Origin of the sequence: Streptomyces sp. NPDC059695, from assembly GCF_042733785.1 — a bacterium.
In the GTDB taxonomy this organism is placed as follows: Bacteria; Actinomycetota; Actinomycetes; order Streptomycetales; family Streptomycetaceae; genus Streptomyces.
In genome coordinates this window covers 14,314-40,651 of sequence record NZ_JBHWFF010000017.1, presented here as the reverse complement: position 1 = coordinate 40,651, position 26,338 = coordinate 14,314, and the positions used below count along the sequence as shown (strand labels likewise).

Below are 26,338 nucleotides of genomic sequence, written 5' to 3'. Positions count from 1 at the left end.
ACCTGTCCCCCGCGCCCCGCCGTTCTGGCCTGTGGATAAGTCAGGGACCCGGGGCTACTTCTTCACGAGGTCGGCGCGCAGGTCGTCGAGCACGCTGTTCGCGGCGGTGACGCCGAGGCCCAGGTACCAGGTCTCGTCCGGGACGTCCTTGGCCCGGCCCGCCTTGACGGCCTCGAGGTTCTTCCAGAGCGGGTTGGCCTGGGCGCTGTCCTTCTTGGTGGCCTTGGCGTCGCCGTAGACGCCGGTGAAGATCCAGTCGGCGTCGGCCTCGTCGATCCGCTCGGGGCTGACCTCGGCGGCGAGCTCGTCGATCTGCTGGTTCTTCGGCCGGGGCAGGCCGGTGTCCTCCAGGATCGTGCCGATGAAGGAGGCCTTGGCGTAGAGGCGGATCTTGCCGGGGAGGTAGCGGACCATGGAGACGGTCGGCTTGTCCGGGCCGATGTCCTCGCCGAGCTTCTTCGCCTTGGTCTCGTAGGCCGTGAGCTTCGTCCTCGCCTCGGCGGTCCGGTCGAGCGCGGCGGCGTTGAGGAGGTAGTTCTCCTTCCAGGTGAAGCCCGGGCGGATGGAGAACACGGTCGGCGCGATCTTCGACAGCTCGTCGTACTTGTCGGCGGCGCGGAGCTGGCTGCCGAGGATGAGGTCGGGCTGGAGGTTGGCGATGGCCTCCAGGTTGAGGTTGTTGATGGTGCCGACGGACTTCGGGGTGCCGGCGTCCTTCGCGAGGTAGCCGGGGATGCCCTCGTCGCCCTCGGAGGGGGCGTAGCCGACGGGCTTGATCCCGAGGGAGACGACGTTGTCGAGCTCGCCGACGTCGAGGACGACGACCCGCTTGGGGGCGGCCTTGAGCTCGGTCTTCCCGAGGGCGTGGGTGAGGGTGCGGGGGAACTGGCCGGGCTTCGCGTCGGTGCCCATGGCCGCGGTCTTGGCGGCGGCGTCGCCGAAGTCCTTGCCGCCGGTGGCGACGTCCTTCTTCTTGGACCCGTCCTCCTTGGCGGGGTCGGAGGACCCGTCGCCCCCTCCGCAGGCCGCGAGCGAGAGTGCGGCGGCGAGGGCGACGACGGCGGCGGTTCCGCGACGGCGGAGGGACATGAGGAGGCTCCTGTACGGGTCGTCCCGGCGGGGACACACGAGGGCACACGGAGGGAGAACCTCCGCTTAGGTTCGCCTTACCTTACTCACCACGGGTCACTCCAGCACAACCGCCCCCGCACCCTCGGCAGAACCGCCGCAGGGCCACCCGTATGTGTGAAGTGACCCTGGTCGTGCTGTTCGGCTGGAAGTGCGAAAACTAGCTTCGTGGCCGGAGGTGACGAGTCGATGACAGCGTGTGCCATCGAGACCACGGCCGAGGACGACGACCGGGACCCCGGCGCGGCCTGGCCGGCGGGGTTCACGATCACGGCCGACGGCGCGTACGCGGCCAGGCTCGCGGGCGCCGGTGACGCCCTGTACGCGGAGCGGTGGACGCTCGACGGCCCGGAGCCGTACGCCGTCCCGCTCCCCCTCGGCCAGCCGGAGGAGCCGGACGCCCAGCTGCTGCCCCTCGCCGACGGCAGGGTCCTCGTCGCCCGCCGCGTGGACGGGCGGCGGAGCACGTTCTCCCTGCTCTACCCCACCGGCCCGGCCACCGGGGAGCTGCAGCTCGGCTCGGTCGAGGCGCCTGGCTCCGGGCGCCTGGTGCTGCTCCCGCCCTCGCCGGACGGCGTCTGCGCGTACGCGATGGGCGTCGGCCCCCGCACGACGACGCTCTGGCTGGTGGCGGGCGGGGCCTTCGGTCCGGAGCGGGTGGCGGAGATCAGGGGCCGCTGCACCGGCGGGGTGTGGCTCGACCGCACGGGCCGGATGCTCGCGCTCGACCGGCGCCTGGACGACGGGCCCGTGAAGGCGGTGGCCGTCGATCTGGAGCGGGGCGGCGAGGTGACGCCGCTGCTCCAGATCACCGAGGAGAGCGACGACCGGCTGCTGCTCGCGGACCCGGACAGCGGGCTGCTCCTGATCCGCTCCGACGCGCCGTCGCCGGGGCACGACCGGCTGGGCTGGGGCGTGCTGGGGAGCCTGCTGCCGGTGCGGTTCCCCGAATGTCTGCGGCTCGACGACGCGGCGGTGACGCCGTTCGCGGTGCAGCCGGGGCAGGTGCTGATGCCGGAGAGCTGCGCGGTGGCGCTGCGCATCGACGCGGCGGGCGGCAGCTGGGTGGGGGCCTGGCAGCCCTCGTCCCGCCGGATGGCCCAGCTGGCGGCGCCCCGGGGCTGGCTGGCCGGGGCGGGCCTGTGGACGGCCGGGGGCGAGCTGCGGCTGCCGTACGCGACGGCCGAGGCGCCCTGCGGGCTCGCCGGCCTGGAGGTGCCGCCGGAGCCCGAGCCGGTGGTGGTCGTCGAGGAGCCCCGGGTGTGCCGTCCGGTGCCTTTGCAGCAGGCTCCGCTGACGGACCGCAGGCCCGCTGGCTAGACTCACGGCCGCACAGCACGAGCAAGACGTACGGGGTGAGTTCCAGCATGTCCGATGCAAGCACGGAGGGTACGGAGTCGAACGGCTCCGGGAAGCACCGCGGTCAGGCCTCGCCGGCGGAGGACTCCACGTCCTCGCCGCACGGCCGGCACCGCCGCGAGGCCGACGCCCACGCGCAGTAGGAGAAGAGACGAGCAGGGCCCCGGGGTCTCCCCCGGGGCCCTGCTCCTTCCCCACCACCCCTGTGGTCAGCCCTTCTTCAGACCCAGCACCTCCGTCGCCGCGAAGGTCTCGCCCGCCGGGCGGGACGCGTAGTGCGGGGTCAGGAGGGAGTCCAGCTCCTCGTACGTGAACGCCTCCTTGGCCGTGTCGAACTTGGCCGAGACCCTCGGCCGGTCCACCACCGCCACCATCCCGCCGTGCACGACGAGCAGCTGCCCGTTGACCCCGGCCGCCGCCGGGGAGGCCAGGTAGCCGACGAGCGGCGCCACGTGGTCGGGGGACAGCGGGTCGAGCTCGCCCTCGGCGGACGGCTCGGCGAAGCCCGCGAAGACGTCCTCCGTCATCCGGGTCCTGGCCCGCGGGCAGATCGCGTTCGCGGTCACGCCGTACCGGGCGAGCGCGAGCGCCGACGAGGTGGTCAGGCCCACGATGCCGCCCTTGGCCGCCGCGTAGTTGGGCTGACCGGCCGAGCCCGCGAGGAACGCCTCGGACGAGGTGTTGACGATGCGGCCGTAGACGCCGGCCTCGCCCGCCTTGGCGCGGCCCCGCCAGTGCACCGCCGCGAAGTGGGTGGTGTTGAAGTGGCCCTTGAGGTGGACCCGGACGACCGAGTCCCACTCGTCCTCGCTCATCGAGAAGACCATCCGGTCGCGCAGGATGCCCGCGTTGTTGACCAGGACGTCCAGCTTTCCGAACTCGGCCACCGCCAGGTCGACCAGCGCCCGCGCCGTCTCGAAGTCGGAGACGTCGCCGAGGTGGGCGACCGCACGGCCGCCCGCCGCGCGGATCTCGTCCGCGACCTCCTCGGCGGGCGCGGCGGAGGCCGCGCCCGAGCCGTCGCGGCCGGGCTGCCCGTAGTCGTTGACGACGACGGCGGCGCCGAGCCGGGCCAGTTCCAGGGCCTCGGCGCGGCCGCGGCCGCGCCCCGCGCCGGTGACGATCGCGCTCAGGCCCTCCAGGGGGAGTGACATCTCGGGTGGGTCCTCTCAGATCTCGATGCAGGTACGGAGGGCCGCGCCGGTCCGCATCTGCTCCAGGGCCTCGTTGATGCCCGACAGCGGCACCCGGTGGGTGATGAGCGACTCCAGGTCGATGCGGCCGGCCCGCCAGAGCGCGATGGCCCGCTCGTACGACCGGAGCACGTCCCCGCCGCCGTACATCGAGGGCAGGATGCGCTTCTCGTCGAAGAACAGCTCGAACATGTTGAGCTGGAGGTGGTCGTCGAGGGCGCCGGCGCCGACGACGCAGAGGGTGCCGCCGCGCCGGGTCGTCTCGTACGCGGTGCGGGCGGTGGCGGACCTGCCGACGACCTCGAAGACGTAGTCGAAGCCCTCGCCGCCGGTGATCCGCTGCTTCGCGTCGGCGAGCGCGTCCGGGGCGACCGCCTCGGTGGCGCCGAACCTCAGCGCGGCCTCGCGCCGGGACTCGACGGGGTCGACGGCGACGATCTGGGCGGCGCCCTGGAGCTTGGCGCCCTGGATCGCGGAGATGCCGACGCCGCCGCAGCCGATGACGGCGACCGACGAACCGGCTTCCACCTTGGCCGTGTTGATGGCGGCGCCGAGACCGGTGGTGACGCCGCAGCCGATGAGGGCGGCGATGTCGAAGGGCACGTCGTCGGGGATCGGGACGGCGCAGCCCGCGTCGACGACGACCTCCTCGGTGAAGGTGCCGGTGCCGGCGAAGCCGAAGACGTCGCCGCCGGGGCGCTTGAAGTTGGGCGTTCCGGCGTTCATGAAGCCGGCCAGGCACAGCTGGGTCTGGCCGCGCCTGCAGGCCGGACAGCTGCCGCAGGCGGGCAGCCAGCAGAGCAGCACCCGCTGGCCCTGGCTCAGGCCGGTGACGCCGTCGCCGACGTCGAGGATCTCGCCGGCGCCCTCGTGACCCGGGATGAAGGGGGCGGGCTGCGGGAGGACCCCGCTCATCGCGGAGACGTCGGAGTGGCAGAGGCCGGTGGCCCTCACCCGGATCCGCACCTTGCCCGGGCCGAAGCCCACCGCCTCGACGTCGTCGAGCACTTCGAGTTTGTCCTGGCCGATCTCGTGCAGTACGGCTGCGCGCATGGTGCGGCTCCCATCAGACGATCAGGCGAATCGAGGGATCAAGCGATCAGGAGTGTTCGACGAGGGTGTCGGCGAGGACCGGGGCGTCGTCGCGCTCCACGGCCGTCACGGTCACCTGGACACGGCCGTCCCCGGCCCACATCCGGATGCGCAGGGTCTCGCCGGGGAAGACGATCCCGGCGAAGCGGGTGCGGTAGGCGCGGACGCGGGTGACGTCGCCGCCGAGCACCGTGTCCACCACCGCCTTGAGGGTCATGCCGTACGAGCAGAGCCCGTGCAGGATCGGCCGGTCGAAGCCGGCGAGCTTGGCGAACTCGGGGTCGGCGTGGAGCGGGTTCCAGTCGCCGGAGAGCCGGTAGAGCAGGGCCTGTTCCTCGCGGACGGGCCGCTCGACGGTGGCGTCGGGCGCCCGGTCCGGGACGGCGAGGCGCTCCGAGGGGCCGCGGTCGCCGCCCCAGCCGCCCTCGCCCCGTACGAAGATCGAGGCGTCGCTGGTCCACAGCGGCCCGTCCTCGTCGGCGGCCTCGGACCGCAGGACGAGGACGGCGGCCTTGCCCTTGTCGTACACGGCGGCGACGCGGGAGGTGGACACGGCCCGGCCGCCGGTGGGCAGCGGGCGGTGGAGGGTGATCGACTGGCCGCCGTGCAGGACGGCGGCGAGGTCGATGTCGATGCCGGGGGCCGAGAGTCCGCCGACGACGCCCATGCCGGCGCCCGCGACGGTGGCGAAGCTGGGCAGGACGTGGAGGCGGGACTCCAGGGTGTAGCGCAGCTCGTCGGGGTCGGTCGCGGGGGTGCCCGCTCCCAGGCCCAGGTGGTAGAGCTGGACGTCCTTGTGGTCCCAGGAGATCTCGGCGCTGCGGGGTTCGGCGGCGACGGCCTTTGCGGGGTCGATGGGCATCGGGCTGCTGCTCCTCGTGGCGGTGAAGACCTCGGCGCGGCCGTCCGCACCGTCGGCCGCACCGAGGCCGTGCGGGGACCGTCCCGTACGCGCCCGTTCTAGAACGCGTTCTAGGTCGGTGGACCCCATGTATAGCCGAGGCGGAAGGAGTTGTGAACCCTCCTGACGGCATGTCAGAAAGGGCGCGGGGCACGGCACCCGGGACATTTGTCACCGCCAGGTCCGTACATCCACGCCTGCCGGACGGGCCCCCGGATTCGTAGCGTCGTCACCATGACGAACGAGACAGCGGTCGCCTTCACCGGAGTCACCCGGTCCTTCGGACCGGTCCGCGCCGTGGACGGCATCGACCTGACGATCCGGCGCGGCGAGACCGTCGCCCTGCTCGGCCGCAACGGCGCCGGCAAGTCCACCACCATCGGCCTGCTCCTCGGCCTCGACGAGCCCGACGGCGGCGAGGTGCGGCTCTTCGGCGACACCCCGGCCCGCGCCGTCGCCGCCGGCCGGACCGGCGCCATGCTCCAGGACGGCCGCCCGGTCCCCCGGGTCACCGTCCGCGAGCTCGTCACCTTCGTCGCCCGCACCTACCCGAAGCCCCTGCCGGTCGCCGAGGCCCTCGCGCTCGCCGGCCTCACCGACCTCGCCGGCCGCCGGGTCGACCGCCTCTCCGGCGGCCAGGTCCAGCGCGTCCGCTTCGCCGTCGCCCTCGCCGGCAACCCCGAACTGATCGTCCTCGACGAGCCCACCGCCGCCCTCGACGTCGAGGCCCGCGAGGTCTTCTGGGACTCGATGCGCGGCTACGCCCGGCGCGGCAACACCGTCCTGTTCTCCACGCACTACCTGGAGGAGGCCGACGCCCACGCCGACCGGATCGTCGTCGTCGAGTCCGGCCGCGTCCTCGCCGACGGCACCGCGGAGGAGCTCAAGCGGGCGGCCGGCGGCAGTCTCGTCGCCTTCGACCTGGCCGGCGGCTCCAGCGAGGGCCTCGACCGGCTCCCCGGGGTGACCTCCTTCGAGATCCGCGGCGACCGCGCCCGGCTCCACACCGACGACTCCGACGCCACCGTCCGCGCACTCGCCGCACGCGACGCGATCAGGGGCCTCGAAGTCGCCCCGGTCTCCCTCAACGACGCCTTCCTCGCCCTCACCGCGCAGGCCCCGGCCGCGCGCGCCCGTTCCCTGGAGACGACCCGATGATCACCGAGTACGTACGCCTCGAAGTCCGCCGCACCCTGCGCGACACCGGCTTCGTCATCGGCACCGTCGCCGTCCCGGTGATGATGTACCTCCTCTTCACCAACCTCGGTGGCCAGAACGAGGACGCGTGGAAGACCGCCTCCATGGTCGGCATGGCGGCGTACGGGGCGCTCGGCGCCGCCCTGTCGATCGGGCCGGGCGTCGCCGAGGACAAGTCGTCCGGCTGGCTGCGGCAGCTGCGGATCACGCCGATGACCCCGCGGCAGGTCGTCACGGGCCGCGCCCTCACCGGCTCCGTGGTGGTCCTCCCGGCCATCGTCGGGGTCCTCCTCGCCGGCGGACTCGTCAACGGCGTCCACCTGGCGGCCTGGCAGTGGGCCCTGGTCGCCGTCACCCTCTGGCTCGGCTCCCTCCCCTTCACCCTCCTCGGCATCGGCAACGGCTACCGCCTCACCGCCCAGACGACCGGCGTCGTGAACATCGCCTGCAACCTGGGCCTCGCGGTCCTCGGCGGCCTGTGGTTCCCGGTGAGTCTCTTCCCCGGCTGGCTGCGCTCCCTCTCCGCGTACACCCCGACCAACCGCTTCGCCGAGCTCGGCGTCTCGGTCGCCGACGGCCACGCCCCCGGCGCGGCGGCGCTCGCGGTCGTCGCCGTCTGGGCGGCCCTGTTCGGCACGTACGCGGCGGTCTCGTACCGTCGTTCGGCGAGGACGGCGTGAGGAGCGGGGCATGAGAATCCGGCAGCGGTGCGGAGAGCGGGCACGGAAGCGCGCGGACCGGGGGCCCAGCGGACTGAGCCTGCTCCCCTGGCTCCTGATGGGCCTCGGCGCCCTCTCCCACCTCCTCGGCGGCCAGGCGCCCAACCCGTGGATCGGCGCGGCGGGTCTGCTCGCCTTCAACACGGTGTACATCGCGATCGTGTTCCGCGCCTTCGACCGGAGCCGCCGGGAATCACCCCTCACCTGGGGACTGCTGGTCACCCTCGGGCTGCTCACTTTCGGCCTGGCCATCGGGTACGGCCGGGAGTGGCTGCTGCTCTTCCCGCTCCTGGGCCTGGGGGTCGGCGCGGTGGTCCGCCGCGGCCGGCTCCTCCCCCTGATCGCCTTCCCGCTGGTCGTCGCGGTCGGGGCGGTGACCTTCTGGCGGGACGGCTGGGGCTCCATCGGGATCGTGTACGGCACGTTCATCTCGATCATGGTGACGGCGGCGATCCTCGCGCTCGACGAGACGGTCCGGGAGCTGCGGGAGACCCGGGAGGAGCTGGCCAGGGCGGCGGTCGAGAAGGAGCGGCTGCGGTTCTCGCGGGACCTGCACGACCTGCTCGGCCACACCCTGTCGGTGATCGTCGTGAAGTCGGAGGTCGTGCGGCGGCTCGCCCCGCGCGACCTGGACGCGGCGCTCGCGCAGGTCGCGGACATCGAGTCGGTGGGCCGTCAGGCGCTGACCGAGATCCGGGAGGCGGTGACCGGCTACCGCGAGGGCAGCCTCGCCACCGAGCTGGACCGGGCGCGCGACGCGCTCTCCACCGCCGGGATCGAACCGGTCGTGCGCCGCTCGGGCCCGCTCCTGGCACCCCAGACGGAGGCCCTCCTGAGCTGGGTGGTGCGGGAGTCGGCGACCAACGCGGTACGGCACAGCGGCGCGTCCCGCTGCGAGATCGCCCTCTCCGGCTCGGCCGACCGGGTCCGGCTCACCGTCACGGACGACGGCCGCGGCCCGGCGGACGGCACGCCGGGCAGCGGCCTGCGCGGCCTGCGCGAGCGGGTCGCCGCGGCAGGCGGCACTCTTGACTCGGGACCGGCTCCGCGGGGCGGGTTCCGGGTCACCGCGGAACTCCCCGTGGAGGCCTCCGTACCGCCCGAGGGGGATCCCGCTCGATGATCAGACTGCTGCTCGCCGAGGACCAGGGCATGATGCGCGGGGCACTGGCCCTGCTGCTCGGGATGGAGCACGACATCGAGGTGGTCGCCCAGGTCGGCCGCGGCGACGAGATCGTCGACGCGGCCCTGCTCGCCCGCCCCGACGTGGCCCTCCTCGACATCGAGCTGCCGGGGTGCTCGGGCCTGGACGCGGCGGCGGCCCTGCGGGACGAGGTGCCGGAGTGCCGGGTGCTGATCCTCACGACCTTCGGCCGGCCCGGGTACCTGCGCCGCGCGATGGAGGCGGGCGCGGCGGGCTTCCTCGTGAAGGACGGCCCCGTGGAGGACCTGGCCGAGGCGGTCCGGCAGGTGCTGCGGGGCGAGACGGTCATCGACCCGGCCCTCGCGGCCGCGGCCCTGAGCGCGGGCCCGAACCCCCTGACGGGCCGCGAACGGGACGCCCTGACGGCCTCGGTGGACGGCGCGACGATCGCGGACATCGCCGCCGCCCTGCACCTGTCGGAGTCGACGGTCCGCAACTACCTGTCGTCCGCGATCGGCAAGACGGGCACGCGGAACAGGATGGAGGCGGTACGGGCGGCTCGGCGGCAGGGGTGGCTCTAGACGGTGGTGGACCGCTTCGGCAGCCACACCAGCATCAGCACCGCCGCGCCGACCAGGATGGCCGTCGAGACGCGGAAGGCCGCGGCGTAGCCCGAGGTGAGGGCGGCCGGGGTCGCGGTGGGGCCGGTGACGGCGGTCGCGAGCGTGGTGAGGGTCGCGAGGCCGAGGGCGCCTCCCATGGTGCGCGAGGTGTTGACGAGGCCGGAGACGAGGCCCGCGTCGCCCGGGGCGGCGCTGGAGGTGGCGAGGGTGGCCAGTGGGGTGGTGGCCAGGCCGATGCCGCCCATCATCAGGATCCCGGGGCCGAGGATCGTCGTCAGGAAGCTGCCGTCGGCCGTCATCGTGGACTGCCAGGCGAATCCGGCGGCCCCGATGAGCGCGCCGGCCGCCGCGAGGTTCCGGGCGCCGACCGCCGGCATCAGGCGCGGGGCCAGCTTGGAGCCCAGGATGACGCTGAGGGAGCTGGGGACGAGCGCGAGCCCGGCCTGGAGCGGGGTGTGGCCGAGGACGTTCTGCGCGTACGTCGTCATGAAGAACCACATGCCGAAGGAGCTCGAACCGCACAGCAGGATCCCGACGTTGGCCGCCGACACGGCGCGCGTGCGGAACAGTTTGAGCGGCATCAGCGGGGCCGCCGTGCGGGCCTCGACGGTCACGAAGACCCCGAGCAGGGCCAGGCCGCCGAGGAGCGTCAGGAGGGTCGCCGGGTCGCCCCAGCCGGCCTCCTCGGTCTGCACGATGCCGTACGCGAGGGTGGCGAGGCCCGCCGTGACGAGGACGGCGCCCGGCAGGTCGAGGCGGCGGCCGCCTGCGGTGCGGCTCTCACGCAGCCACAGCATCGCGCCCACCAGGACGAGGACGCCGATGGGCACGTTGACGAGGAGGACCCAGCGCCAGGAGAGCAGGTCGACGAGGAGCCCGCCGACGAAGCCGCCCGCGGCGCCGCCGGCCGCGCCGACCGCCGTCCAGGTGGCGATCGCCCGGGTCCTGGCCGCTCCGGCCGCGACGGCTCCGGTGACCAGGGTGAGCGTGGCCGGGGAGAGGAAGGCCGCGCCGAGTCCCTGGACCGCGCGGCCCGCCACGAGCTGCCAGCCCTCCTGGGCGAGTCCGCCCGCGACGGAGGCGGCGGTGAAGAGCCCGAGCCCGAGCAGGAACATCGCCTTGCGCCCGTAGAGGTCGGCGGCCCGCCCGCCGAGCAGCATGAACCCGGCGAACGCGATCGCGTAGGCGCTGATCACCCACTGCAGTCCGGCCGCCGAGAGCCCGAGGTCGGCCCGCATCGACGGCAGGGCCACGTTCACGACGGAGACGTCGAGGACGACGAGGAACTGCCCCGCGCAGGCGGTCAGGACGACCGTCCAGGGACGGGGGGAAGGTCGGGTGGCGGCGGGCGCGGCGGTGGTGGCGGAGTCGGTCTGCGGCATGGGTGTGATGGTCGCAGACCGGGTCCGCCCCGTACATGGGGATTCCGTCCTAGGCCTTCCGGAGCAGCCCCGCCCGCCCGCACCGCCGTCCGGAGGGGCGCCCCCGCTACCCCTTCCGCAGCAGGGTCACCACCGCCGCGCCGCCCAGGCCGATGTTGTGGGCGAGGCCGACCCGGGCCCCCGCCACCTGCCGGGGTCCGGCCTCGCCCCGCAGCTGCCAGACGAGTTCGGCGGCCTGGGCGAGGCCGGTCGCGCCGAGCGGGTGGCCCTTGGAGATGAGGCCGCCGGAGGGGTTCACGACCCAGCGCCCGCCGTACGTGGTGGCGCCGGACTGGACGAGTTTGCCGGAGGCGCCCTCCTCGCACATGCCGAGCGCCTCGTAGGTGAGCAGTTCGTTGACGGAGAAGCAGTCGTGGAGCTCGACGACGTCGACGTCCTCGATGCCGAGGCCGGAGCGCTCGTACGCGAGGCGGGCCGCGGCCCGGGACATGGGGCGGCCGACGGCGTCGATGCAGGAGCCGGAGGCGAAGGAGTCCTCGGTGTCGGTGGTCATCGCCTGCCCGGCGATCTCCACGGCCCTCCCCCGCAGTCCGTGTTCGTCGACGAAGCGTTCGGAGACGACGACGGCCGCGGCGGCGCCGTCGGAGGTGGGCGAGCACTGGAGTTTGGTGAGCGGCCGGTGGACGGTCTTCGCGGCGAGGATCTCGTCGACCGTGTAGACGTCCTGGAACTGGGCGTTCGGGTTGTTCGCCGAGTGCTGGTGGTTCTTGGCGCCGACGGCGGCGAGCTGCACCTCGGTCGTCCCGTACCGCTCCATGTGCTCCCGGGCGGCGTTCCCGAAGATCTGGGCGGTGGGCGGTGACATCTCGAAGCCGTGGGCGGCGGCCATGATGCCGTAGTGCCGGGCGACGGGCGAGGTCTTGAAGTCTCCGGCTCCCGCCCCTCCGCCGAGCGCGCCCCGGGCCATCTTCTCGAAGCCGAGGGCGAGGACGCAGTCGGCGACGCCGCCCTCGACGAACTGCCGGGCGGTCATGAGGGCGGTGGAGCCGGTCGCGCAGTTGTTGTTGAGGTTGTAGACGGGGATGCCGGTGAGTCCGAGCTCGTAGACGGCGCGCTGGCCCGCGGTGGAGGCCTGGAAGCAGTAGCCGACGGCGGCCTGCTCCACGCGCGCGTAGGGGACGCCGGCGTCGGCGAGGGCGGCGGTGCCCGCCTCCTTCGCCATGTCCCAGTACTGCCAGTCCCGGGTCTCCGGCTTCTCGAACCTGGTCATCCCGACGCCGACGACGTACGCCTTGGTGGTCATCGCGTTTCCCCTCAGTCCCTCGGCAGGCCGAGCAGGCGCTCGGCGACGACATTGAGCTGTACCTGGGTGGTGCCGCCCGCGATGGTGAGGCAGCGGGACATGAGCAGGCCGTGGACGGCCCGTTCGCCGGGGCCCTCGCGCACGGCACCCTCGGGGCCGCGCAGTTCGAGGGTGAGCTCGGCGAGCTTCTGCTGGTGGAGCGTCTGGACGAGTTTGCGGACGCTGGCGCCCGCGCCGGGTTCGAGGCCGGACACCTGGAGCAGGGTGGTGCGCAGGCCGATGCACGCGAGCGCGTGGGCCTCGGCGAGCAGCGCCCCGATCCGTACGCGTACGGAGCTGTCGGCCTGGTCCGCCTGGGCGATGACGGCTTCGAGGCCGGTGTCGAAGGCGACCTGGTCGGCCATGTGGACGCGCTCGTTGCCGAGGGTGTTGCGGGCGACCCGCCAGCCGTCGTTCACCTCGCCGACGACGGCGTCGGCGGGGAGGAGGGCGTCGTCGAACCAGACCTCGTTGAAGAGGGAGTCCCCGGTGATCTCCTTCAGCGGCCGGATGTCGATGCCGGGGGTGTCGCGCATGTCGACGAGGAAGTAGGTGAGCCCCTGGTGCTTGGGGGCGGTGGGGTCGGTGCGGGCGAGCAGGATGCCGTGGTGGGCCCACTGGGCGGCGCTCGTCCACACCTTCTGCCCGTTGATCCGCCAGCGGCCGTCCTCGGTGCGTTCGGCGCGGGTGCGCAGCGAGGCGAGGTCGGAGCCCGCCCCGGGCTCGGAGAAGAGCTGGCACCAGAGGCGTTCGCCGCGCAGGGTCGGGCCGAGGTGCTCGGCCTGCTGCTCGGGGGTGCCGTGGGCGAGGAGCGAGGGGACGACCCAGGTGGCGATGCCGAGCCCGGCGACGGTGATCCCGGCCTCGTCCAGCTCCCGCTGGACGGCGAGCTGCTGGAGCGGGCCCGCGCCGAGTCCGTACGGCTCCGGGAGGTGCGGGGCCGCGTAGCCGGTGGGGGCGAGGGCGCGCCGGGCGGCGGCCGGGTCGAGCCCGGCGGCGGGGGCGACGGCCTCGCGGGCCGCGCGGCGGTACGCGTCGGCCTCGGGCGGCAGGTCGAGCCGCAGGCCTCGGCGGACGCCGGCGGCGGCGTGCCGCAGGGCGGCGAGCCGGTGCTGGTCGCCGGTGCCGAGGAGCTGGCGGGCGACGAGGGCGCGGCGGAGCAGCAGGTGGGCGTCGTGCTCCCAGGTGAAGCCGGTGCCGCCGAGGATCTGGATGCAGTCCTTGGCGCAGCTGTACGCGGCGTCGAGGGCGGTGGCGGCGGCGAGCGCGGCGGTGAGGGAACGAGCCTCGTCGTGGCCGGCGCGGGCGGCGTCCCAGGTGAGGGCGCGGGCCTGTTCGAGCCGGACGAGCATGTCGGCGCAGAGGTGCTTGACGCCCTGGAACTGTCCGATGGGGCGGCCGAACTGCTCCCGGGTGCGGGCGTGTTCGGCGGCGGTGTCGACGGCGCGGGCGGCGGTGCCGCAGGCGTCGGCGGCGAAGAGGACGGCGGCGCGGTCCTGGACGAGGGCGGTGACGGCGGTCGCGGTCCCGTCGGGGTGTGCGCCGAGGGTGAGTTCGCGGTCCGCCGGTACGTGGGCGGCGCGGGCGGTGATCTCGGCGGTGGGCCGGGTCGGGTCGGCGCTCTCGTGGGGCCGGACGGCGAGGCTCCCGGTGTCGGCGGCGAGCCAGACCGAGCCGTCGGCGGTGGCGGCCCGCAGGAGCACCAGGTCGGCCTGGGCGCCGCCGAGGACGGGGGGCGCGGTGCCGTCGAGGAGCCAGCCGCTCGCGGTGCGGACGGCGGTGAGGGTGCCGGTGCCGCCGAGGGCGACGGCGCCGATCCGCTCTCCGCGCGCCAGCGCGGCCGCCGCCGCGTGGTGCGCGCACCGGTGGAGGATCTCGGCGGCGAGGACGGAGGGCAGGTAGGGCCCGGGCAGCAGGGCGCGGGCGGCCTCCTCCACGACGACGGCGAGGTCCCCGAGGCCGCCGCCCCCGCCGCCGTGCTCCTCGGGGAGGTGCAGCCCGAGGAGGCCCTGTTCGGCGGCGGCGTCCCAGTGGGCGGGGCGGCCGGTGGCGGTGTCGGGGACGTCCAGGTGCTTGCGGACTTCCTCGGGGGGTACGGCGCGGGTGAGCCAGCCCCGGACGGATCGGGCGAGCTCCCGCTGTTCGTGCGTGATGGCGATGCCCATGGGCCGCAGACTAGAACACGTTTCATTCTGACGGAAGGTCAGAAACGGGATTGGGGAGGACCCGCACGACGCGGGGAAGGCGGCGGCTCAGGCGGAGGCCGGGGTGCCGGTCACTCCGCCGCGGTGAAGACGTGCTCGGCCGGCGGACCGACCAGCAGCCCAGGACCCGCCGCGAGCGCCTCGGTCAGATGCGGGCTCGACAGATGCGCCTCGAAGGCGGCCCGGTCCTCCCACTCCTCGAACACCAGCCACGCACTCGGGTCCTCGGGATGGACGTACGCCTGGTAGCTGATGTTGCCCGGCTCGGCCCGCGACGGCGCGACCAGGGACAGGGCCTGCGCACGGACCTTGCCCTCGGCGCCGGGGGCGGCCTTGAGCAGGGCGACGGCGGTGACCTTGGGCATGATGCTCTCCATTCGACGCGCACTTGCGGCGCGCGGATCTCCGGTGGCGCGCCGCACCCCACAACACGCGGACGTCCAGGCGTATTTCACCGTCTTCCCCACCGTCCGGTTCGCCCCGTCGCACCCGACGCGGCGCCCTGTGGCAGCATCGTCGCGGGGAACGGACCACGTGAGGGGGACACCGTGGGCGCAAGTCTGACGGCACTGCTGATCGCCGTGGTCGGCGTGGCCGGAACACTGGGGGCGGCGCTTCTCACCCAGAACCGCGCCGACCGCACCAAGCGCATGGAGCTCCAGGCCGCCGCCGAGCAGCGGCGCGAGGAACGCGACCACGCCGAGCGGCTGCGGGAGGCGGAGCTGGAGCGGCAGCGGGCGAGCGAGAGCCTGGAGCGCCGGCGCGCCTGCTACATCACGCTGAACACCGCCGCACGGCAGTACGTGACGTCGATGACCAACCACATCCACGCGCTGCGGCGCGGCGAGGACGCCACCGCGTCGCTGGGACGCCTGGAGGAGTGCAGGGCGGCCTACCGCGACAGCTACGCGGAGGCCCAGATGATCCTCCCGAACGCGGTGGCGCGTGCGTCCAGCGACGCGAAGGACCACCTGAACGAGGCGTACGGAATGCTCAGGAAGTACGCGGCGGATCCGGAGGCGTACGCGGCCGAACTGGCGGCCCTGGGACCGGCGCTCCACGCGCAGGTCTGGCCCTACCTGGGGAAGCTGAAGGGGGCCATGCGGACCGACCTCGGGATCGCGGACGACTGATTGTCAGTGGTGCCTGCCACGATTCCCGGAGACCTGAAGCGACACGGGAGAGCGAGCACGCCATGGGCACCTGGGACATCGGCCCCTTCGACAACGACACCGCAGCGGACTTCTCGTACCGGGTGGACGAGACCCCGGAGGAGAAGCGCGCGGACGTCCTGCTCGCCGCCTTCCGCGAGGTGACGGGCACGGGCGAGGAGTACCTCGACGCGGACTTCGCCGTGGAGGCGATCGCCTCGGCGGCCCTGGTCGCGGCGCAGTGCCCGGGCGGCGAGCCGGTCACCACCTCGTACGGCCCGAAGAAGCCCCTGCCCGCCCTCCCGGCGGACCTCCGCCCGGCGGCGGTCGAGGCCCTGGACCGGATCCTGGTCGAGCCCTCCGAACTCCTGGAGCTCTGGGAGGAGTCGGACGGCGAGGAGTGGAAGGCGGGCGTACGGAAGCTGAGGACGGTCCTCACGGGGGCCTGACGCGTCAGCGGCGCGCGATCCGGCGCCGCACGGCGAGCACCGTGCTCGTCACCGTCGCGGAGCCGGCGGTCAGGGCGAAGAGGAGCAGTCCCGGGTTGACCCACCACGGGACGACCTCCTCGCCCGCGCACACCAGGCTCACGGGCAGCGCGCTGCTGGAGTCCGGCACGTGCATGTACCCGGCGTTGAACCAGCACGAGTCCTCCGGCTGGAGGAAGGGCATGTACGAGAGCCCGTACAGGTGCAGCACCCCGCCCGCGACGAAGGCGAGCGCGGCGACCCAGGCGGCCTTCTTCGCGGGCGTACGGCGGCGAGGGCGGGGCGCCGGGGGCAGCCCGGCGTTCTCACGCCGGGCCCTGCGCAGCCCCACGTACGTGATCCCCGCCCACGTCGGCAGGACGACGGCGAGGATCACCATGCCTATGAGGGTCGCCACCGGTCAGCGCCCGATGAGCCCCTGAGCGGCGGCGCTCACGAACGTCGTGAAGGCGGCGGGCCCGGCGAGGAAGACGGGCCCGTCGGGCCGCTTGGAGTCCCGGACGGCGACGTGGGCGGCGAGGTCGGCGATCTCGATGCACTCGCCGCCTGTGTCGCCGCTGTACGAGGACTTACGCCAGGCGGCGGACCCGAGAGGAGCGCACTCGACGCAGTCGCCGCCGTTGGGGCCGCTGTAGGACGACTTACGCCACCGCAGGTCCTGGCTCGTGTCCATACCGCTCCCTCATCACGCGTTCGATCAGTGCGGCCGACTCCTCCCGGGAGAGGGCCGAGGCCTGCAATCGAGCGTAGCTGACGGACCGCTCTCTGATCACTTGAGAATGGGCCGTCATACGGCCCGAGTCATAGCTCTCGGTGTAGAAGAGGTCGGGGTCCTCGTCGAAGCGGAGGAGGTTGAACGAGCCCAGGAGTCCCGGGTGCTGGCCCACCGCGAACGGCAGCATCTGCACCTGCACCCACGGGTGGTCGCGGAACCCCAACAGGTGGGCCAGTTGGTTTCGCATGACCTCGGCACCGCCGATCTGCCGGTGCAGCACACCCTCGTCCAACACCACACACAACACCGGCGGATGGTCCCGTCCCAGGATCCGCTGGCGGTCCATTCGGGCCGCCACCATCTCGTCGAGCCGGTCCGGGTTCTCGACGCCCAGCACCGCCCGCGCGTACTCCTCCGTCTGCAGCAGCCCGTAGACCAGCTGCGCCTGGAACGTCGAGAGGTACGTCGCCCGCGCCTCCATCTCCGCGTACGCCTGGAACCACGTCGGCAGCTGGCTGCGCAGGACCAGGCCCACCAGCCGGGAGAACGAGCCGCTCGTCATCAGCGCCGCGTCCAGCCGCTCCGAGAACTCCCGCGTCGGGACCTTCTTCGCCGTCTCGATCTGGCCGATCAGCGAACCCGTGCAGTAGAGGATCCTGCCCAGCTGCGGCTGGTTGAGGCCGGCCTCCTCCCTCAGGCGGCGGAGTTCCGAACCGAAGTAGTCCAGCGGCGAGGCGCTCGGATCCAGGTTGCGGATGTTGACCACGGCGAGGTCACCCCCAAGCTCACGCGGTGAGGCGTTGCGTTCAGTCCGTAGCCGAGCGTAACGAAGAGGCTCCAGCCTGGTGGCATGAATGACGCAACTGACCTCTACCCTGCGGACGTTACCCACAGCTACCGCATGGGGTTCACCGTCGGTGAGCACTCCGCCGGGCACATGCGCCGCATCCTGCGCATGTTCCTCACACGGTGGGGGCTCGACCGTCTCGCCGACCCGGCGGGCCTCGCGCTCACCGAGCTCGTCGCCAACGTCGTCCGGCACGTGCCCGGCCGGCGGTGCCACGTGCTGATGCTGCGGGAGCCGGAGGGGCTCCGGGTCGAGGTGTCGGACGGCGCCCCCGGGCCGCTGGTCGCGAAGGCCGCCGGTCCGCTGGAGGAGCACGGCCGGGGGCTGATGCTGGTGGAGGCGGTGACGGACCGGTGGGGGGTGCAGGAGAGGCCCGACGGGAAGACAGTGTGGTTCGCGTGCGACGCATAGGGCAGCATGGGCGCCCGTAGACGCGTACCCGCCAGTAGGAGTGACCATGTCCGAGCCCTCGCCCGAGATCCTCGCCGCCTTCGAGGCCGCCAAGGGCTTCATGCCCGTCGGGGAGGGCCTGGCGCTGTACGCGGCGGCCGCCGAGGCGGCGAAGCTGGGGCTGCCGCTGCTCGAGGTCGGGACGTACTGCGGCCGGTCGACGATCCTGCTGGCGGACGTGGCCCGGCAGGCGGGGACGGTCGCGGTGACCGTGGACCACCACCGGGGCAGCGAGGAGCAGCAGCCGGGCTGGGAGTACCACGACGAGACCGTGGTGGATCCGGAGGTGGGGCTGATGGACACCCTGCCGACGTTCCGCCGGACGCTCCACAAGGCGGGTCTGGAGGAGCACGTGATCGCGGTCGTCGGGCGTTCCCCGCTGGTCGCGAAGGCCTGGGGCGGGCAGCTGGGGCTGGTGTTCGTGGACGGCGGGCACACCGACGAGCACGCGACGAACGACTACGAGGGCTGGGCCCCCAAGGTCGCCCCCGGGGGCCTGCTGGTGATCCACGACGTGTTCCCGGACCCGGAGGACGGCGGGCAGGCCCCGTACCGCATCTATCTGCGGGCTCTGGAGTCGGGTGACTTCGAGGAGGTCTCGGTCACCGACTCGCTGCGGGTCCTGCGCCGCCGCTGACCTCAGTAGAGCGAGGTCACGTACAGGCAGTTGGTGTAGCTGTAGCCGGGTTCGATCTTGGTCTTGCTGGACTTGGTGTCCCCGGCGGTCGAGGTGCCGGTGGCCGCGCGCTTCTGGAGGAAGTGGTAGTCACCGGCGGGCAGCAGGAGGGTCGCCTTCGGGTACTTCGAGGACGGCCCCGTGCAGGCCTTGATCTTCGGGGAGTTGAGGAGCAGCGGGGTCTGGTACTTCTTGCAGGTCCCGCACGCCTTGAGGGTGACCCTGCCGGTCATCGGGCCGGTGTAGAGCACCTCGACCTCGCCGGGGCCGTCGTTGCTGATCACCATGACCATCCGGGCGCCGTCGGGGACGTCCGCCGGGGGTAGGCTCTTGCCTGCCGCGGGCTCCTCCTCGGCGATCTCGGCGGCGATGGCGATGGAGCGGGCGTGGGCGGCCTGCGGGCTGTCCGGGTACGCCTTGGCGTAGTCGGTCATGGTCGAGGCGGCGAGGCTGAACTCCTTGTCCTTGAACTCGTCGGCGCCGCAGGCGAAGTCGCCCTTCTGGACCGCTTCCTTCGCCTCCTTCGCGGCGCCTGCGAGGGACGGGTCCTTCATGTTGCCGAGGGAGGAGTCCAGCGCGCGCAGCTGCGTGGTGGCGGGGCAGGGATCGGCGCCGCTCAGCACGGTCGTCCGGGTCTTGATCACCTCCCGGACGGCCGGTTCGACGCGGGCCGTCTGCTCCGCCTTCGGGAAGGTGTCGTAGAGGGCGTTGAGACTCTCGCTGGCCGTCGGGTCCGCGGTCTGGACGCCGAGCGCCGCGGTGCCGCACTGGTAGAGCGACTCGGCGAGCGGTTCGTCGGTCTTGGCGGGCCGGGAGCCGAGGAGCCCCTTGTCCACGGTGGCCGGGAGCTCCCGCAGGTGCTTGAGCGGCGCGATGGCCTCGCAGTACTTCTTCTCCCCGTACGGGGCGGAGACCGTCTTGTAGTAGGCGTCGAGGCGGTCGGGGACGAGCTTCCCGGCCCGCGAGCCGCCGTACCGGGTGCCGAGGTCCTCGTAGCCGGAGAGCGCCTGGCGGTAGATCGGCTCGGCCTTGGCGAAGGCGAGGCCGTCGGCGGACTTCACGAGCTTGTCCGCCGCCGCGAGCTGTTCGAGGAGCGCCTGCTCCTTCGCCTCGTCGCGGGCGGAGCCGTACGCGAGGGAGCCTCCGGCGGGCACGGCGAGCAGCACGAGGGCGAGCGGCAGTGCCAGGCGCCGGACGGAGGCGCCGATCCGGAGGGTGGCGCGCAGTCCGCGCCGGGCGCCGTCGGCGGCGGCGGCGAGCAGGACGACGCCGTAGCCGACGAGGAGGCCGAGGGGCACGCCGTCGACGTCGGCGGGGAGCGCGGCGACGAGCAGGGCGGCGGTGGCGAGCCAGCAGACGGCGGCGCCGATCCAGTTCCGCAGGAGGACGTAGCCGAGGCCGAGGCCCGAGAGGTTGAGCAGGGCGATCGCGGCGGCCTGGGCCGGGTTCGCGTCGCCGGGCGGCTGCGCGGGCGGCTGCGGGCCGTGACCGGGCGGCGGTCCGTATCCGCCGGGCGGGCCGTACCCCGGCGGCGGTCCGAAGCCGGGCGGGGAGCCGGGCGGCGGCGGTGCGGTCCCGGACCCGGCCCAGCCGGCCTGGGCCGCGGGCCCGGCCGCGGCTCCGGCCGGAACTCCGCCCGCGTGCCCGGCGCCGGCCGGGGCGCCTTCGGCTCCCGCGCCGGACGCGGCCGGAGCGGCGGGAGGCGGCGGGGCCACGGAGGCCGGCGGGACGGGTGGGGCCGCCGGAGGCGGTGAGGCCCCGGCCCCCGCGGCGGGCGGCGGGCCGAAGGCGAGCGTGGGCGGGCTCGCGCCCGGTGCGGCGGCGGGCGGCGCCGGGGCCGCCCAGGGCGGCTCGGTCGCGCCCTGCGGTCCTGCGGAGGGCGGCTCGGCGGCCGCCTGATTCCTCGGGTCTAAGCCGTTGCCGCCCGGAGGTCTGTCGGCCGGCTCGGGACGTGCGTCGTTCGGTTCTTCCCCCACCACGGTTCCCCCTCGTGGGTCCATGCGCGGTGACACCCCACCGTCGCCCTTTCCCTCTACCCTTCACGCTTCGCTCACACGCGTCCACCGTTCTGTGAAGGCGGTGACCAACCTGCGACGTATCCCTGCGGCGCCGCACCCCCCGCAGGGCCTAAAGTCGCGGGGTGCCGTACGACCACCGGAACAGCGCCCGCCGTGCCCTCGCCCTCGCGCTCGCCGCCACGGGCTGCTGCGCCGTGCTCGCGGGGTGCGCGACCTCACAGGCCTCGTCGCCGCACGCGAAGGCCGCCGACTCCCTGGCCGCCGGGAGCGAGAGCGGGACGCAGTCCCGGCCGCCGTTCGCCGCCTCCCCCGCGCCCCGGCCCACTCCCTCGCCGGTCGCGCCGCGGGCGGGCCGCTCGCTCGCCGGGAAGACCGTCGTGATCGACCCCGGTCACAACTCCGGCAATTTCCGCCATTCCACCGAAATCAACAAGAAGGTGAACATCGGGACGACCCGCAAGGAGTGCGACACCACGGGCACGTCCACCAACGCGGGCTACACCGAGGCCTCCTTCACCTCCGACGTCTCCCACCGGCTGCGGGACCTCCTGGAGGCCCGCGGCGCCAAGGTGGTCCTCACCCACGACGGCGACCGCCCCTGGGGCCCCTGCATCGACGAGCGGGCCCGGATCGGCAACGCCGCCCGCGCCGACGCCGTCGTCTCCGTCCACGCGGACGGCTCGGCCGTCGGCAACCGGGGCTTCCACGTGATCCTCCCCGCGAAGGTGCGGGCGGGCTCCGCCGACACGTCGAGGATCGTCGCCCCCTCCCGCGCCCTGGGCGAGCGGATCCGGGACCGCTTCGCGCGCGCCACCGGAACATCGCCCTCCAACTACATCGGTTCCGGTACGGGGTTGGACGTACGGAACGATCTCGGCGGCCTCAATCTGTCGACCGTGCCCAAGGTCTTCGTCGAATGCGGCAATATGCGTGATCCGAAGGACGCACAGCTGCTCACGTCGTCGACGTGGCGGCAGAAGGCCGCCCAGGGGCTGGCCGACGGCATCACCACCTACCTCGGGGGGTAGGACCGGCGGGCGATAGATTCGCTCCGTACGATGGGTCCCCACCCCCGTGCCATGAACCAGAGCGCCACGACCTGAGCGCCGCACGACGCGACGACCGACGACCCGACGAAGGACTCTTACGTGAATATCCGCTCCCTCACCCGAGGCGATGGCGTGCTGATCGGTGCAGCGGTGGTGCTGTTCATCGCCTCGTTCCTCGGCATCGCCGGCTGTGACGCCGGTGCCGCCATCTGCGACAAGATCGACACCCCGAACTCGTGGGAGTTCTCGTACCTCGGCTGGGGCACCTTCTTCCTCGGCATCGCCGGCGCCGCCCTCGTCGTCGCCTCCCGCGCCCTGCCGGAGCCCCGCAAGGTCGCGGGCCTGGAGCTCGGCCAGGTCGGCACCTCGTTCACCGTCGCGTCCGCCTGGACCCTGCTCATGTGGATCTTCGAGGCGGACAACGCCGGCGCGGGCCTGATCCTCGGCCTCATCGCCGCCCTGGTCCTGGCCGGTGCCGCCGTCGCCGGTCCGCTGGTCCCGGCCCTCAAGGCCCCGCTCGTCGGCGCGCCCCGGCCGCAGGCCCCGCAGCCGTACGGCATGCAGCCGGGTCAGCCCGGTCAGCCGGGCGTCCCCGGCGGCTACGGCTACCCGGGCGCGCAGCAGCCGCCGTACGGCGGACCGCAGGACCCGTCGCAGGGTGCCGGCCAGCCGTTCGGCGCGCAGGCCGCCGCCCCGCAGCCGCACGCCCCGCACCAGCCCGAGCCGCAGGCCGCGGCTCCGGCGCCGCAGCCGGCCGGGGACTTCTCCCCGTTCTGGTTCGCGGTCCCGGTCGCGCGTCCGCTGTACGCCGAGGACGGCTCGCAGGCGCCGATCGCCGAACTGGCCCCGGGTACCTGGTACCTGGCCGTCGAGCAGCGCGGTCCGGGCCTGGTGGCCCAGACGCAGGACGGCCGCCGCGGCGTCCTCCAGGACACCACGGGCATCCAGCGCGGCTGATCCCCCGCTCCACCCCGACGGCCCCCCCCCCCCCCCCCCCACCCGGCGGGGGGGGGGGGGGGGCGCATAGACCCGCCACAAAAGACAGGGTGGGGGAGTCGTTTGGTGGGGGGGGGCGCCGGGGCCGCCCCCGCAACCCCGGGCCCCCCCCGGGGTCTTCCCCCCCCCCCACCCCTCCCGCCCCCCCCCTCGAATAACGTGGGGGGGGGGGGGCCGTTGCCGTACAGTCCCCGCATCAGAACTGACGGAGCGTCAGAAAGGATGTGGGGCATGCGACTCGGCCTCGCCCTCGGCTACTGGGGCCGCGGCCCCTCCCCCGCCCACCTCGACCTCGCCCGCGAGGCCGAGCGGCTCGGCTACGACTCCGTGTGGACCGCCGAGGCCTGGGGCTCCGACGCCTTCACCGCGCTGACCTGGATCGCCGCCCACACCAGCCGCATCAGGCTGGGCACCGCCGTCGCGCAGATGGCCGCCCGCGCCCCCACCACCACCGCGATGCACGCGCTCACCCTCGACCACCTCTCCGGCGGGCGGATGATGCTCGGTCTCGGCCTGTCAGGACCGCAGGTCGTCGAGGGCTGGTACGGCCGCCCCTTCCCCCGCTCCCCGCTGACCGCGACCCGCGAGTACGTGGACGTCATCCGCCAGGTCCTGCGCCGCGAGGCCCCCGTCCGGCTCGACGGACGCCACCACTCCCACCCGTACACCGGCCCGGACGGCACCGGGCTCGGCAAGGCCCTCAAGCCGATCACGCACCCGCTGCGGGCCGACGTCCCCGTCCTGCTCGGCGCCGAGGGCCCGAAGAACATCGCGCAGACCCTCGCCATCGCCGACGGCTGGCTCCCCCTCTACTGGACCCCCGACCGCTGGGCCGAGGTCTACGCCCTCCCGGACACCCTCCCCGAGGGCTTCCTCGTCGCCCCCATGGTGCGGGCGCAGCTCTGCGAGGACGTGACGGCCGGGCTGCTGCCGGTCAAGGCGATGCTCGGCTTCTACATCGGCGGCATGGGGCACGCGGCCCGGAACTTCCACGCCGACCTGATGGCGCGCATGGGGTACGAGAAGGAGGCCCGGCGCATCCAGGAGCTGTTCGCGGCGGGCCGCCGGGAGGAGGCGGTGCTCGCCGTACCGGACGCCTTCGCGGACGAGATCTCGCTCGTCGGCCCCCGGGAGCGGATCGCCGAACGCCTCGCGGCATGGCGGCGGGGCCCGGTGACGGACCTCCTGGTCACGGCACCGGACCCCGCCACGCTCCGCGTCCTCGCGGAGCTGAACGCCTAGGCCGGATCTTTCTGATCCTGCCGGGCTCGCGACGCCCGGCCCGCACGCTCCCTGATCCGGCCCGATCCGAGAGAAACGGCCTAGCCGCCCAGTTGCAAGGTGCTGGGGATCTGGTCCTTGACCTCGGCGCCGGCGCTCTTGCCCGCGTCCTTGATGCTGTTGATGACGCTCTCGAAGGCGCCGACGTCCGCGTCGCCGACCTCGCCCTTGCGGAGCTTCGTCCCCAGGTCCTTGAGCGACTCGATCCCGGCGGTGAGCGGCGCGACCGCCTTCGACAGCAGCGGGTCGCCCTTGGCGTTGTTCACCGCCGCCTTGAGCCGGTTGTACGTGAAGGCGCCCGCGAGGCCCGCCTTCACCAGGGCGAAGGTCCGGCCGTCCGCGCCCTTCTTGAACTTGCCCTCGCGGTACGGCTTCACGATCCACTGGTAGGTGGCGCCCGCGGCGAGACCCGCATTGGCCACGAACCGCGTCTTCGCCAGCTTCTGCTGCTCGAAGCTCGCGGAGGCCGTCGGGGTCGAGGAGGAGCTCGCGCTCGTCTTGTCGTCGTCGTTGCAGGCGGCGGTGGTCAGGAGCAGCGCGCAGGACAGCAGCAGCGCCACGACTCCGCGCGAAACGGTTCTGGGCAAGACGAGACCTCCCTGATGGCTGTGGCGCCAGCCTCACCCGGGGCCGCCGGGCCCGCCACCGGGGTGGCTCCGTCCGGGTTCCGGCATCCCTCCCGCAGGGCATCCGTGCAGGTCAGGGCCGAGGGACGTCCCTCCATATCCCTGGGACGCCGTCACCCCTGGCCCCTTCTCCCCGCCCTGCGGACAGTGGATCTCCGGCCCGGGACGGATCCGGGCGCGGGAGGTCGAGGAGTCGATGGTGAGACGCCGCGTGTGTACGGGGGGCGGCCGGTGCCAGTGGTACTACGGGAAGCCGGACGCCCGTCTGGGGCAGGGCATCGGGACGTACCGGGGGTTCCGCTCGACGGCGGGAGTGGCGCAGGAGCGGCTGGTGGTGCCGAGCGGACGGGTGTCCCTGCTCATCGGCTTCGGCGGCGAACTGCGGGTGCGCGGGGCGGGCCGGCACACCTCCCTGGTGTCGGGGCTGCACACCAGGGCGCGGGTCCTCGGGCACGGCGGCGACGTGCAGGGCGTGGAGCTCGCCCTCGCGCCCTGGGCGGCGAGCCGGTTCCTCGGGGGCACGCCGCTGACGGAGCTCACCGACGTCCTCGCCGACCCGGCCGAGGTGCTGGGCGACCGCGTCCGCAGCCTGGGCGAGGCCCTGGCGGACGCCCCGGGCTGGGCCGAGCGCTTCGCGCTGCTCGACGAGACGCTGCTGCGGTGGGCCGCGGACGGCGAAGGGCCGGGGGACGCGGGACCCGCGCCGGCGGTCCTGGAGGCGTGGCGGCTCCTGGAGCGGTCCGCCGGTTCCCTGCAGATCCGCGAGGTCGCGGCGGCCACCGGCACCAGCCTGCGGCACCTGGAGCGCCGCTTCCGGGAGCAGATCGGCCTCAGCCCGAAGCGGCTCGCCCGGATCCTGCGCCTGAACCGCGCGATCCGGCTGCTCTCCGCGGGCGGCGGGCCCGCCGACACGGCCGCCCGGTGCGGCTACTACGACCAGGCCCACCTCGGCCTGGAGTTCAAGGCGATGACCGGGCTGCCGCCGGGCCGGTTCCTCGCGGAGCGGGGGACGTCCAGCGCCTGGATCGCGGGATGACCCGGCGGACGTGGCGATTTTCTCCAATACGGGACCGGGCTCCGCACGGAAGTCTTGCGCCCGCGTGCGGTCGCGCACGCATCGCCGACAACAGAGGGAACGAAACATGAGCGTGCTCACGGGGCTCCGCAAGAAGGCCGCGGTCGTCGCCGCCACCACCGCGCTGCTCGTCGGCGGCGGTGTCGTCACCGCCACCACGGCCTCCGCGGGCTACATGTGCGGCGCCGGATACCACTGCGCCTACTGGGGCAACCTGGGCGACAGCGGCTCGCACGACTTCTACAACAGCGACGCCAACTTCACCAACGACTACTTCAACGACAACAGCCCGGCGTCCGGCACCGGCGCGGTCGTCAACGACAACGTCTCCTCCGCGAGCAACTCCAGCACCGGCGGCTACGAGAGCCACTACTACCGGGACATCAACTACGGCGGCGGCCTGCTGTTCTGCGTGAACCCGGGCAGCGAGGTCTTCATGAGCGGCCTCGCCGACTGGCAGCGCGACGCGGCCAGCTCCCTGCTGCTGCGTCCGTCGACGACGATCCACTGCTTCTGAGTGAACCACGCGCTCCGCGCGTGAACGGGGGCCGGTGCCACGGGGGTGCGCCGGCCCCCCCCCCCCCCCCCCCCCCCCAAAAACCCCCCCCCCCCCCCCCCGGGCCCCCCCCCCCCCCCCCGCCCCGATAGCGCGCACCCCCCGGCCGGGGGGGGGGGGCGCCCC

The 26,338-nt window shown here is 73.7% G+C and carries 28 protein-coding genes; 15 read left to right on the top strand and 13 right to left on the bottom strand.

Features of this window, described 5'->3' with window-relative positions; translation table 11 throughout:
* Positions 1-54: 54 nt before the first annotated feature.
* The gene (locus ACFV2S_RS21805; RefSeq protein ID WP_385561528.1) at positions 55-1,089 is read right to left on the bottom strand and encodes an ABC transporter substrate-binding protein; all 1,035 of its coding nucleotides are present in this window, start codon (positions 1,087-1,089) and stop codon (positions 55-57) included.
* Positions 1,090-1,317: 228 nt separating this feature from the next.
* Between ACFV2S_RS21805 and ACFV2S_RS21800 the strand changes: the two genes are divergently transcribed.
* Positions 1,318-2,448: a hypothetical protein gene (locus ACFV2S_RS21800; RefSeq protein WP_385561525.1), complete on the top strand. Its 1,131-nt coding sequence runs from the start codon at positions 1,318-1,320 to the stop codon at positions 2,446-2,448.
* Between the two features lie 47 nt (positions 2,449-2,495).
* Entirely contained in the window at positions 2,496-2,630 is a 135-nt protein-coding gene (locus ACFV2S_RS21795; RefSeq protein ID WP_385561522.1) for a hypothetical protein, read from the top strand.
* Between the two features lie 66 nt (positions 2,631-2,696).
* Here ACFV2S_RS21795 and ACFV2S_RS21790 read toward each other — a convergent pair whose 3' ends face one another.
* From ACFV2S_RS21790 to ACFV2S_RS21780, 3 genes are read right to left on the bottom strand one after another with little or no spacing between them, the layout of a single operon-like run.
* On the bottom strand, positions 2,697-3,641 hold the full coding sequence (locus tag ACFV2S_RS21790) for a 3-oxoacyl-ACP reductase (protein WP_385561520.1): 945 nt from the start codon (positions 3,639-3,641) through the stop codon (positions 2,697-2,699).
* 15 nt (positions 3,642-3,656) lie between these two features.
* A complete protein-coding gene (locus tag ACFV2S_RS21785; RefSeq protein WP_385561517.1) occupies positions 3,657-4,733 on the bottom strand; it encodes a Zn-dependent alcohol dehydrogenase in 1,077 nt (358 codons plus the stop codon).
* Positions 4,734-4,779: 46 nt separating this feature from the next.
* Positions 4,780-5,634, bottom strand: coding sequence for a MaoC/PaaZ C-terminal domain-containing protein (locus ACFV2S_RS21780; protein ID WP_385561514.1), 855 nt, complete (start codon positions 5,632-5,634; stop codon positions 4,780-4,782).
* 273 nt (positions 5,635-5,907) lie between these two features.
* Here ACFV2S_RS21780 and ACFV2S_RS21775 point away from each other — a divergent pair, with 273 nt between their 5' ends.
* From ACFV2S_RS21775 to ACFV2S_RS21760, 4 genes are read left to right on the top strand one after another with little or no spacing between them, the layout of a single operon-like run.
* Entirely contained in the window at positions 5,908-6,831 is a 924-nt protein-coding gene (locus tag ACFV2S_RS21775) for an ABC transporter ATP-binding protein (protein WP_385561511.1), read from the top strand.
* Complete coding sequence (locus ACFV2S_RS21770) at positions 6,828-7,550, top strand: ABC transporter permease (RefSeq protein ID WP_385561508.1); 723 nt, start codon at positions 6,828-6,830, stop codon at positions 7,548-7,550. The genes ACFV2S_RS21775 and ACFV2S_RS21770 overlap by 4 nt, the downstream gene beginning before the upstream one ends.
* 10 nt (positions 7,551-7,560) lie before the next feature.
* Positions 7,561-8,712 carry a sensor histidine kinase gene (locus ACFV2S_RS21765; RefSeq protein ID WP_385561505.1) on the top strand — a complete coding sequence of 384 codons (1,152 nt, stop codon included), beginning with the start codon at positions 7,561-7,563 and terminating at the stop codon, positions 8,710-8,712.
* Positions 8,709-9,314: a response regulator gene (locus tag ACFV2S_RS21760; RefSeq protein WP_383795926.1), complete on the top strand. Its 606-nt coding sequence runs from the start codon at positions 8,709-8,711 to the stop codon at positions 9,312-9,314. The genes ACFV2S_RS21765 and ACFV2S_RS21760 overlap by 4 nt, the downstream gene beginning before the upstream one ends.
* Here the strand turns inward: ACFV2S_RS21760 and ACFV2S_RS21755 are convergent.
* From ACFV2S_RS21755 to ACFV2S_RS21740, 4 genes are all read right to left on the bottom strand, one after another.
* Positions 9,311-10,738: an MFS transporter gene (locus tag ACFV2S_RS21755; protein WP_385561502.1), complete on the bottom strand. Its 1,428-nt coding sequence runs from the start codon at positions 10,736-10,738 to the stop codon at positions 9,311-9,313. The genes ACFV2S_RS21760 and ACFV2S_RS21755 overlap by 4 nt on opposite strands.
* A gap of 106 nt (positions 10,739-10,844) precedes the next feature.
* Positions 10,845-12,041, bottom strand: coding sequence for a lipid-transfer protein (locus ACFV2S_RS21750; protein ID WP_385561499.1), 1,197 nt, complete (start codon positions 12,039-12,041; stop codon positions 10,845-10,847).
* Between the two features lie 11 nt (positions 12,042-12,052).
* The gene (locus ACFV2S_RS21745) at positions 12,053-14,245 is read right to left on the bottom strand and encodes an acyl-CoA dehydrogenase (protein WP_385561496.1); all 2,193 of its coding nucleotides are present in this window, start codon (positions 14,243-14,245) and stop codon (positions 12,053-12,055) included.
* A 110-nt stretch (positions 14,246-14,355) separates the two neighbouring features.
* The gene (locus ACFV2S_RS21740; protein WP_385561493.1) at positions 14,356-14,649 is read right to left on the bottom strand and encodes a putative quinol monooxygenase; all 294 of its coding nucleotides are present in this window, start codon (positions 14,647-14,649) and stop codon (positions 14,356-14,358) included.
* Positions 14,650-14,832: 183 nt separating this feature from the next.
* Between ACFV2S_RS21740 and ACFV2S_RS21735 the strand changes: the two genes are divergently transcribed.
* Together ACFV2S_RS21735 and ACFV2S_RS21730 are read left to right on the top strand one after the other, a co-directional pair.
* The gene (locus ACFV2S_RS21735) at positions 14,833-15,417 is read left to right on the top strand and encodes a hypothetical protein (RefSeq protein WP_385561490.1); all 585 of its coding nucleotides are present in this window, start codon (positions 14,833-14,835) and stop codon (positions 15,415-15,417) included.
* Positions 15,418-15,479: 62 nt separating this feature from the next.
* The gene (locus ACFV2S_RS21730) at positions 15,480-15,884 is read left to right on the top strand and encodes a DUF4259 domain-containing protein (RefSeq protein WP_385561487.1); all 405 of its coding nucleotides are present in this window, start codon (positions 15,480-15,482) and stop codon (positions 15,882-15,884) included.
* A 4-nt stretch (positions 15,885-15,888) separates the two neighbouring features.
* On the opposite strand, the gene ACFV2S_RS21725 is transcribed toward ACFV2S_RS21730, so the two are convergent.
* Genes ACFV2S_RS21725 through ACFV2S_RS21715 form a run of 3 tightly spaced genes read right to left on the bottom strand, consistent with a single transcriptional unit; the run spans position 15,889 to position 17,404 of the window.
* Positions 15,889-16,302 carry a hypothetical protein gene (locus tag ACFV2S_RS21725; RefSeq protein WP_385561484.1) on the bottom strand — a complete coding sequence of 138 codons (414 nt, stop codon included), beginning with the start codon at positions 16,300-16,302 and terminating at the stop codon, positions 15,889-15,891.
* A gap of 21 nt (positions 16,303-16,323) precedes the next feature.
* Complete coding sequence (locus tag ACFV2S_RS21720; RefSeq protein WP_385561481.1) at positions 16,324-16,596, bottom strand: DUF397 domain-containing protein; 273 nt, start codon at positions 16,594-16,596, stop codon at positions 16,324-16,326.
* Positions 16,565-17,404: a helix-turn-helix domain-containing protein gene (locus tag ACFV2S_RS21715; protein ID WP_385561479.1), complete on the bottom strand. Its 840-nt coding sequence runs from the start codon at positions 17,402-17,404 to the stop codon at positions 16,565-16,567. Before ACFV2S_RS21715 ends, ACFV2S_RS21720 begins: the two co-directional genes overlap by 32 nt.
* Positions 17,405-17,488: 84 nt before the next feature.
* Here ACFV2S_RS21715 and ACFV2S_RS21710 point away from each other — a divergent pair, with 84 nt between their 5' ends.
* Positions 17,489-17,896, top strand: coding sequence for an ATP-binding protein (locus tag ACFV2S_RS21710; RefSeq protein ID WP_385561476.1), 408 nt, complete (start codon positions 17,489-17,491; stop codon positions 17,894-17,896).
* 46 nt (positions 17,897-17,942) lie between these two features.
* The gene (locus ACFV2S_RS21705; protein ID WP_385561473.1) at positions 17,943-18,572 is read left to right on the top strand and encodes a class I SAM-dependent methyltransferase; all 630 of its coding nucleotides are present in this window, start codon (positions 17,943-17,945) and stop codon (positions 18,570-18,572) included.
* A 2-nt stretch (positions 18,573-18,574) separates the two neighbouring features.
* Here ACFV2S_RS21705 and ACFV2S_RS21700 read toward each other — a convergent pair whose 3' ends face one another.
* Positions 18,575-20,326 carry a hypothetical protein gene (locus tag ACFV2S_RS21700; protein ID WP_385561470.1) on the bottom strand — a complete coding sequence of 584 codons (1,752 nt, stop codon included), beginning with the start codon at positions 20,324-20,326 and terminating at the stop codon, positions 18,575-18,577.
* A gap of 425 nt (positions 20,327-20,751) precedes the next feature.
* Here ACFV2S_RS21700 and ACFV2S_RS21695 point away from each other — a divergent pair, with 425 nt between their 5' ends.
* From ACFV2S_RS21695 to ACFV2S_RS21685, 3 genes are all read left to right on the top strand, one after another.
* Positions 20,752-21,657: an N-acetylmuramoyl-L-alanine amidase gene (locus ACFV2S_RS21695; protein WP_385561467.1), complete on the top strand. Its 906-nt coding sequence runs from the start codon at positions 20,752-20,754 to the stop codon at positions 21,655-21,657.
* Positions 21,658-21,777: 120 nt separating this feature from the next.
* On the top strand, positions 21,778-22,635 hold the full coding sequence (locus tag ACFV2S_RS21690) for a hypothetical protein (protein ID WP_385561464.1): 858 nt from the start codon (positions 21,778-21,780) through the stop codon (positions 22,633-22,635).
* A gap of 270 nt (positions 22,636-22,905) precedes the next feature.
* Entirely contained in the window at positions 22,906-23,916 is a 1,011-nt protein-coding gene (locus ACFV2S_RS21685) for an LLM class F420-dependent oxidoreductase (RefSeq protein WP_383791558.1), read from the top strand.
* An 80-nt stretch (positions 23,917-23,996) separates the two neighbouring features.
* On the opposite strand, the gene ACFV2S_RS21680 is transcribed toward ACFV2S_RS21685, so the two are convergent.
* The gene (locus ACFV2S_RS21680; RefSeq protein WP_385561461.1) at positions 23,997-24,542 is read right to left on the bottom strand and encodes a hypothetical protein; all 546 of its coding nucleotides are present in this window, start codon (positions 24,540-24,542) and stop codon (positions 23,997-23,999) included.
* 235 nt (positions 24,543-24,777) lie between these two features.
* Here ACFV2S_RS21680 and ACFV2S_RS21675 point away from each other — a divergent pair, with 235 nt between their 5' ends.
* On the top strand, positions 24,778-25,617 hold the full coding sequence (locus tag ACFV2S_RS21675; RefSeq protein ID WP_385561458.1) for a helix-turn-helix domain-containing protein: 840 nt from the start codon (positions 24,778-24,780) through the stop codon (positions 25,615-25,617).
* A 106-nt stretch (positions 25,618-25,723) separates the two neighbouring features.
* Positions 25,724-26,173: a hypothetical protein gene (locus ACFV2S_RS21670; RefSeq protein ID WP_385561455.1), complete on the top strand. Its 450-nt coding sequence runs from the start codon at positions 25,724-25,726 to the stop codon at positions 26,171-26,173.
* Positions 26,174-26,338: the final 165 nt, after the last annotated feature.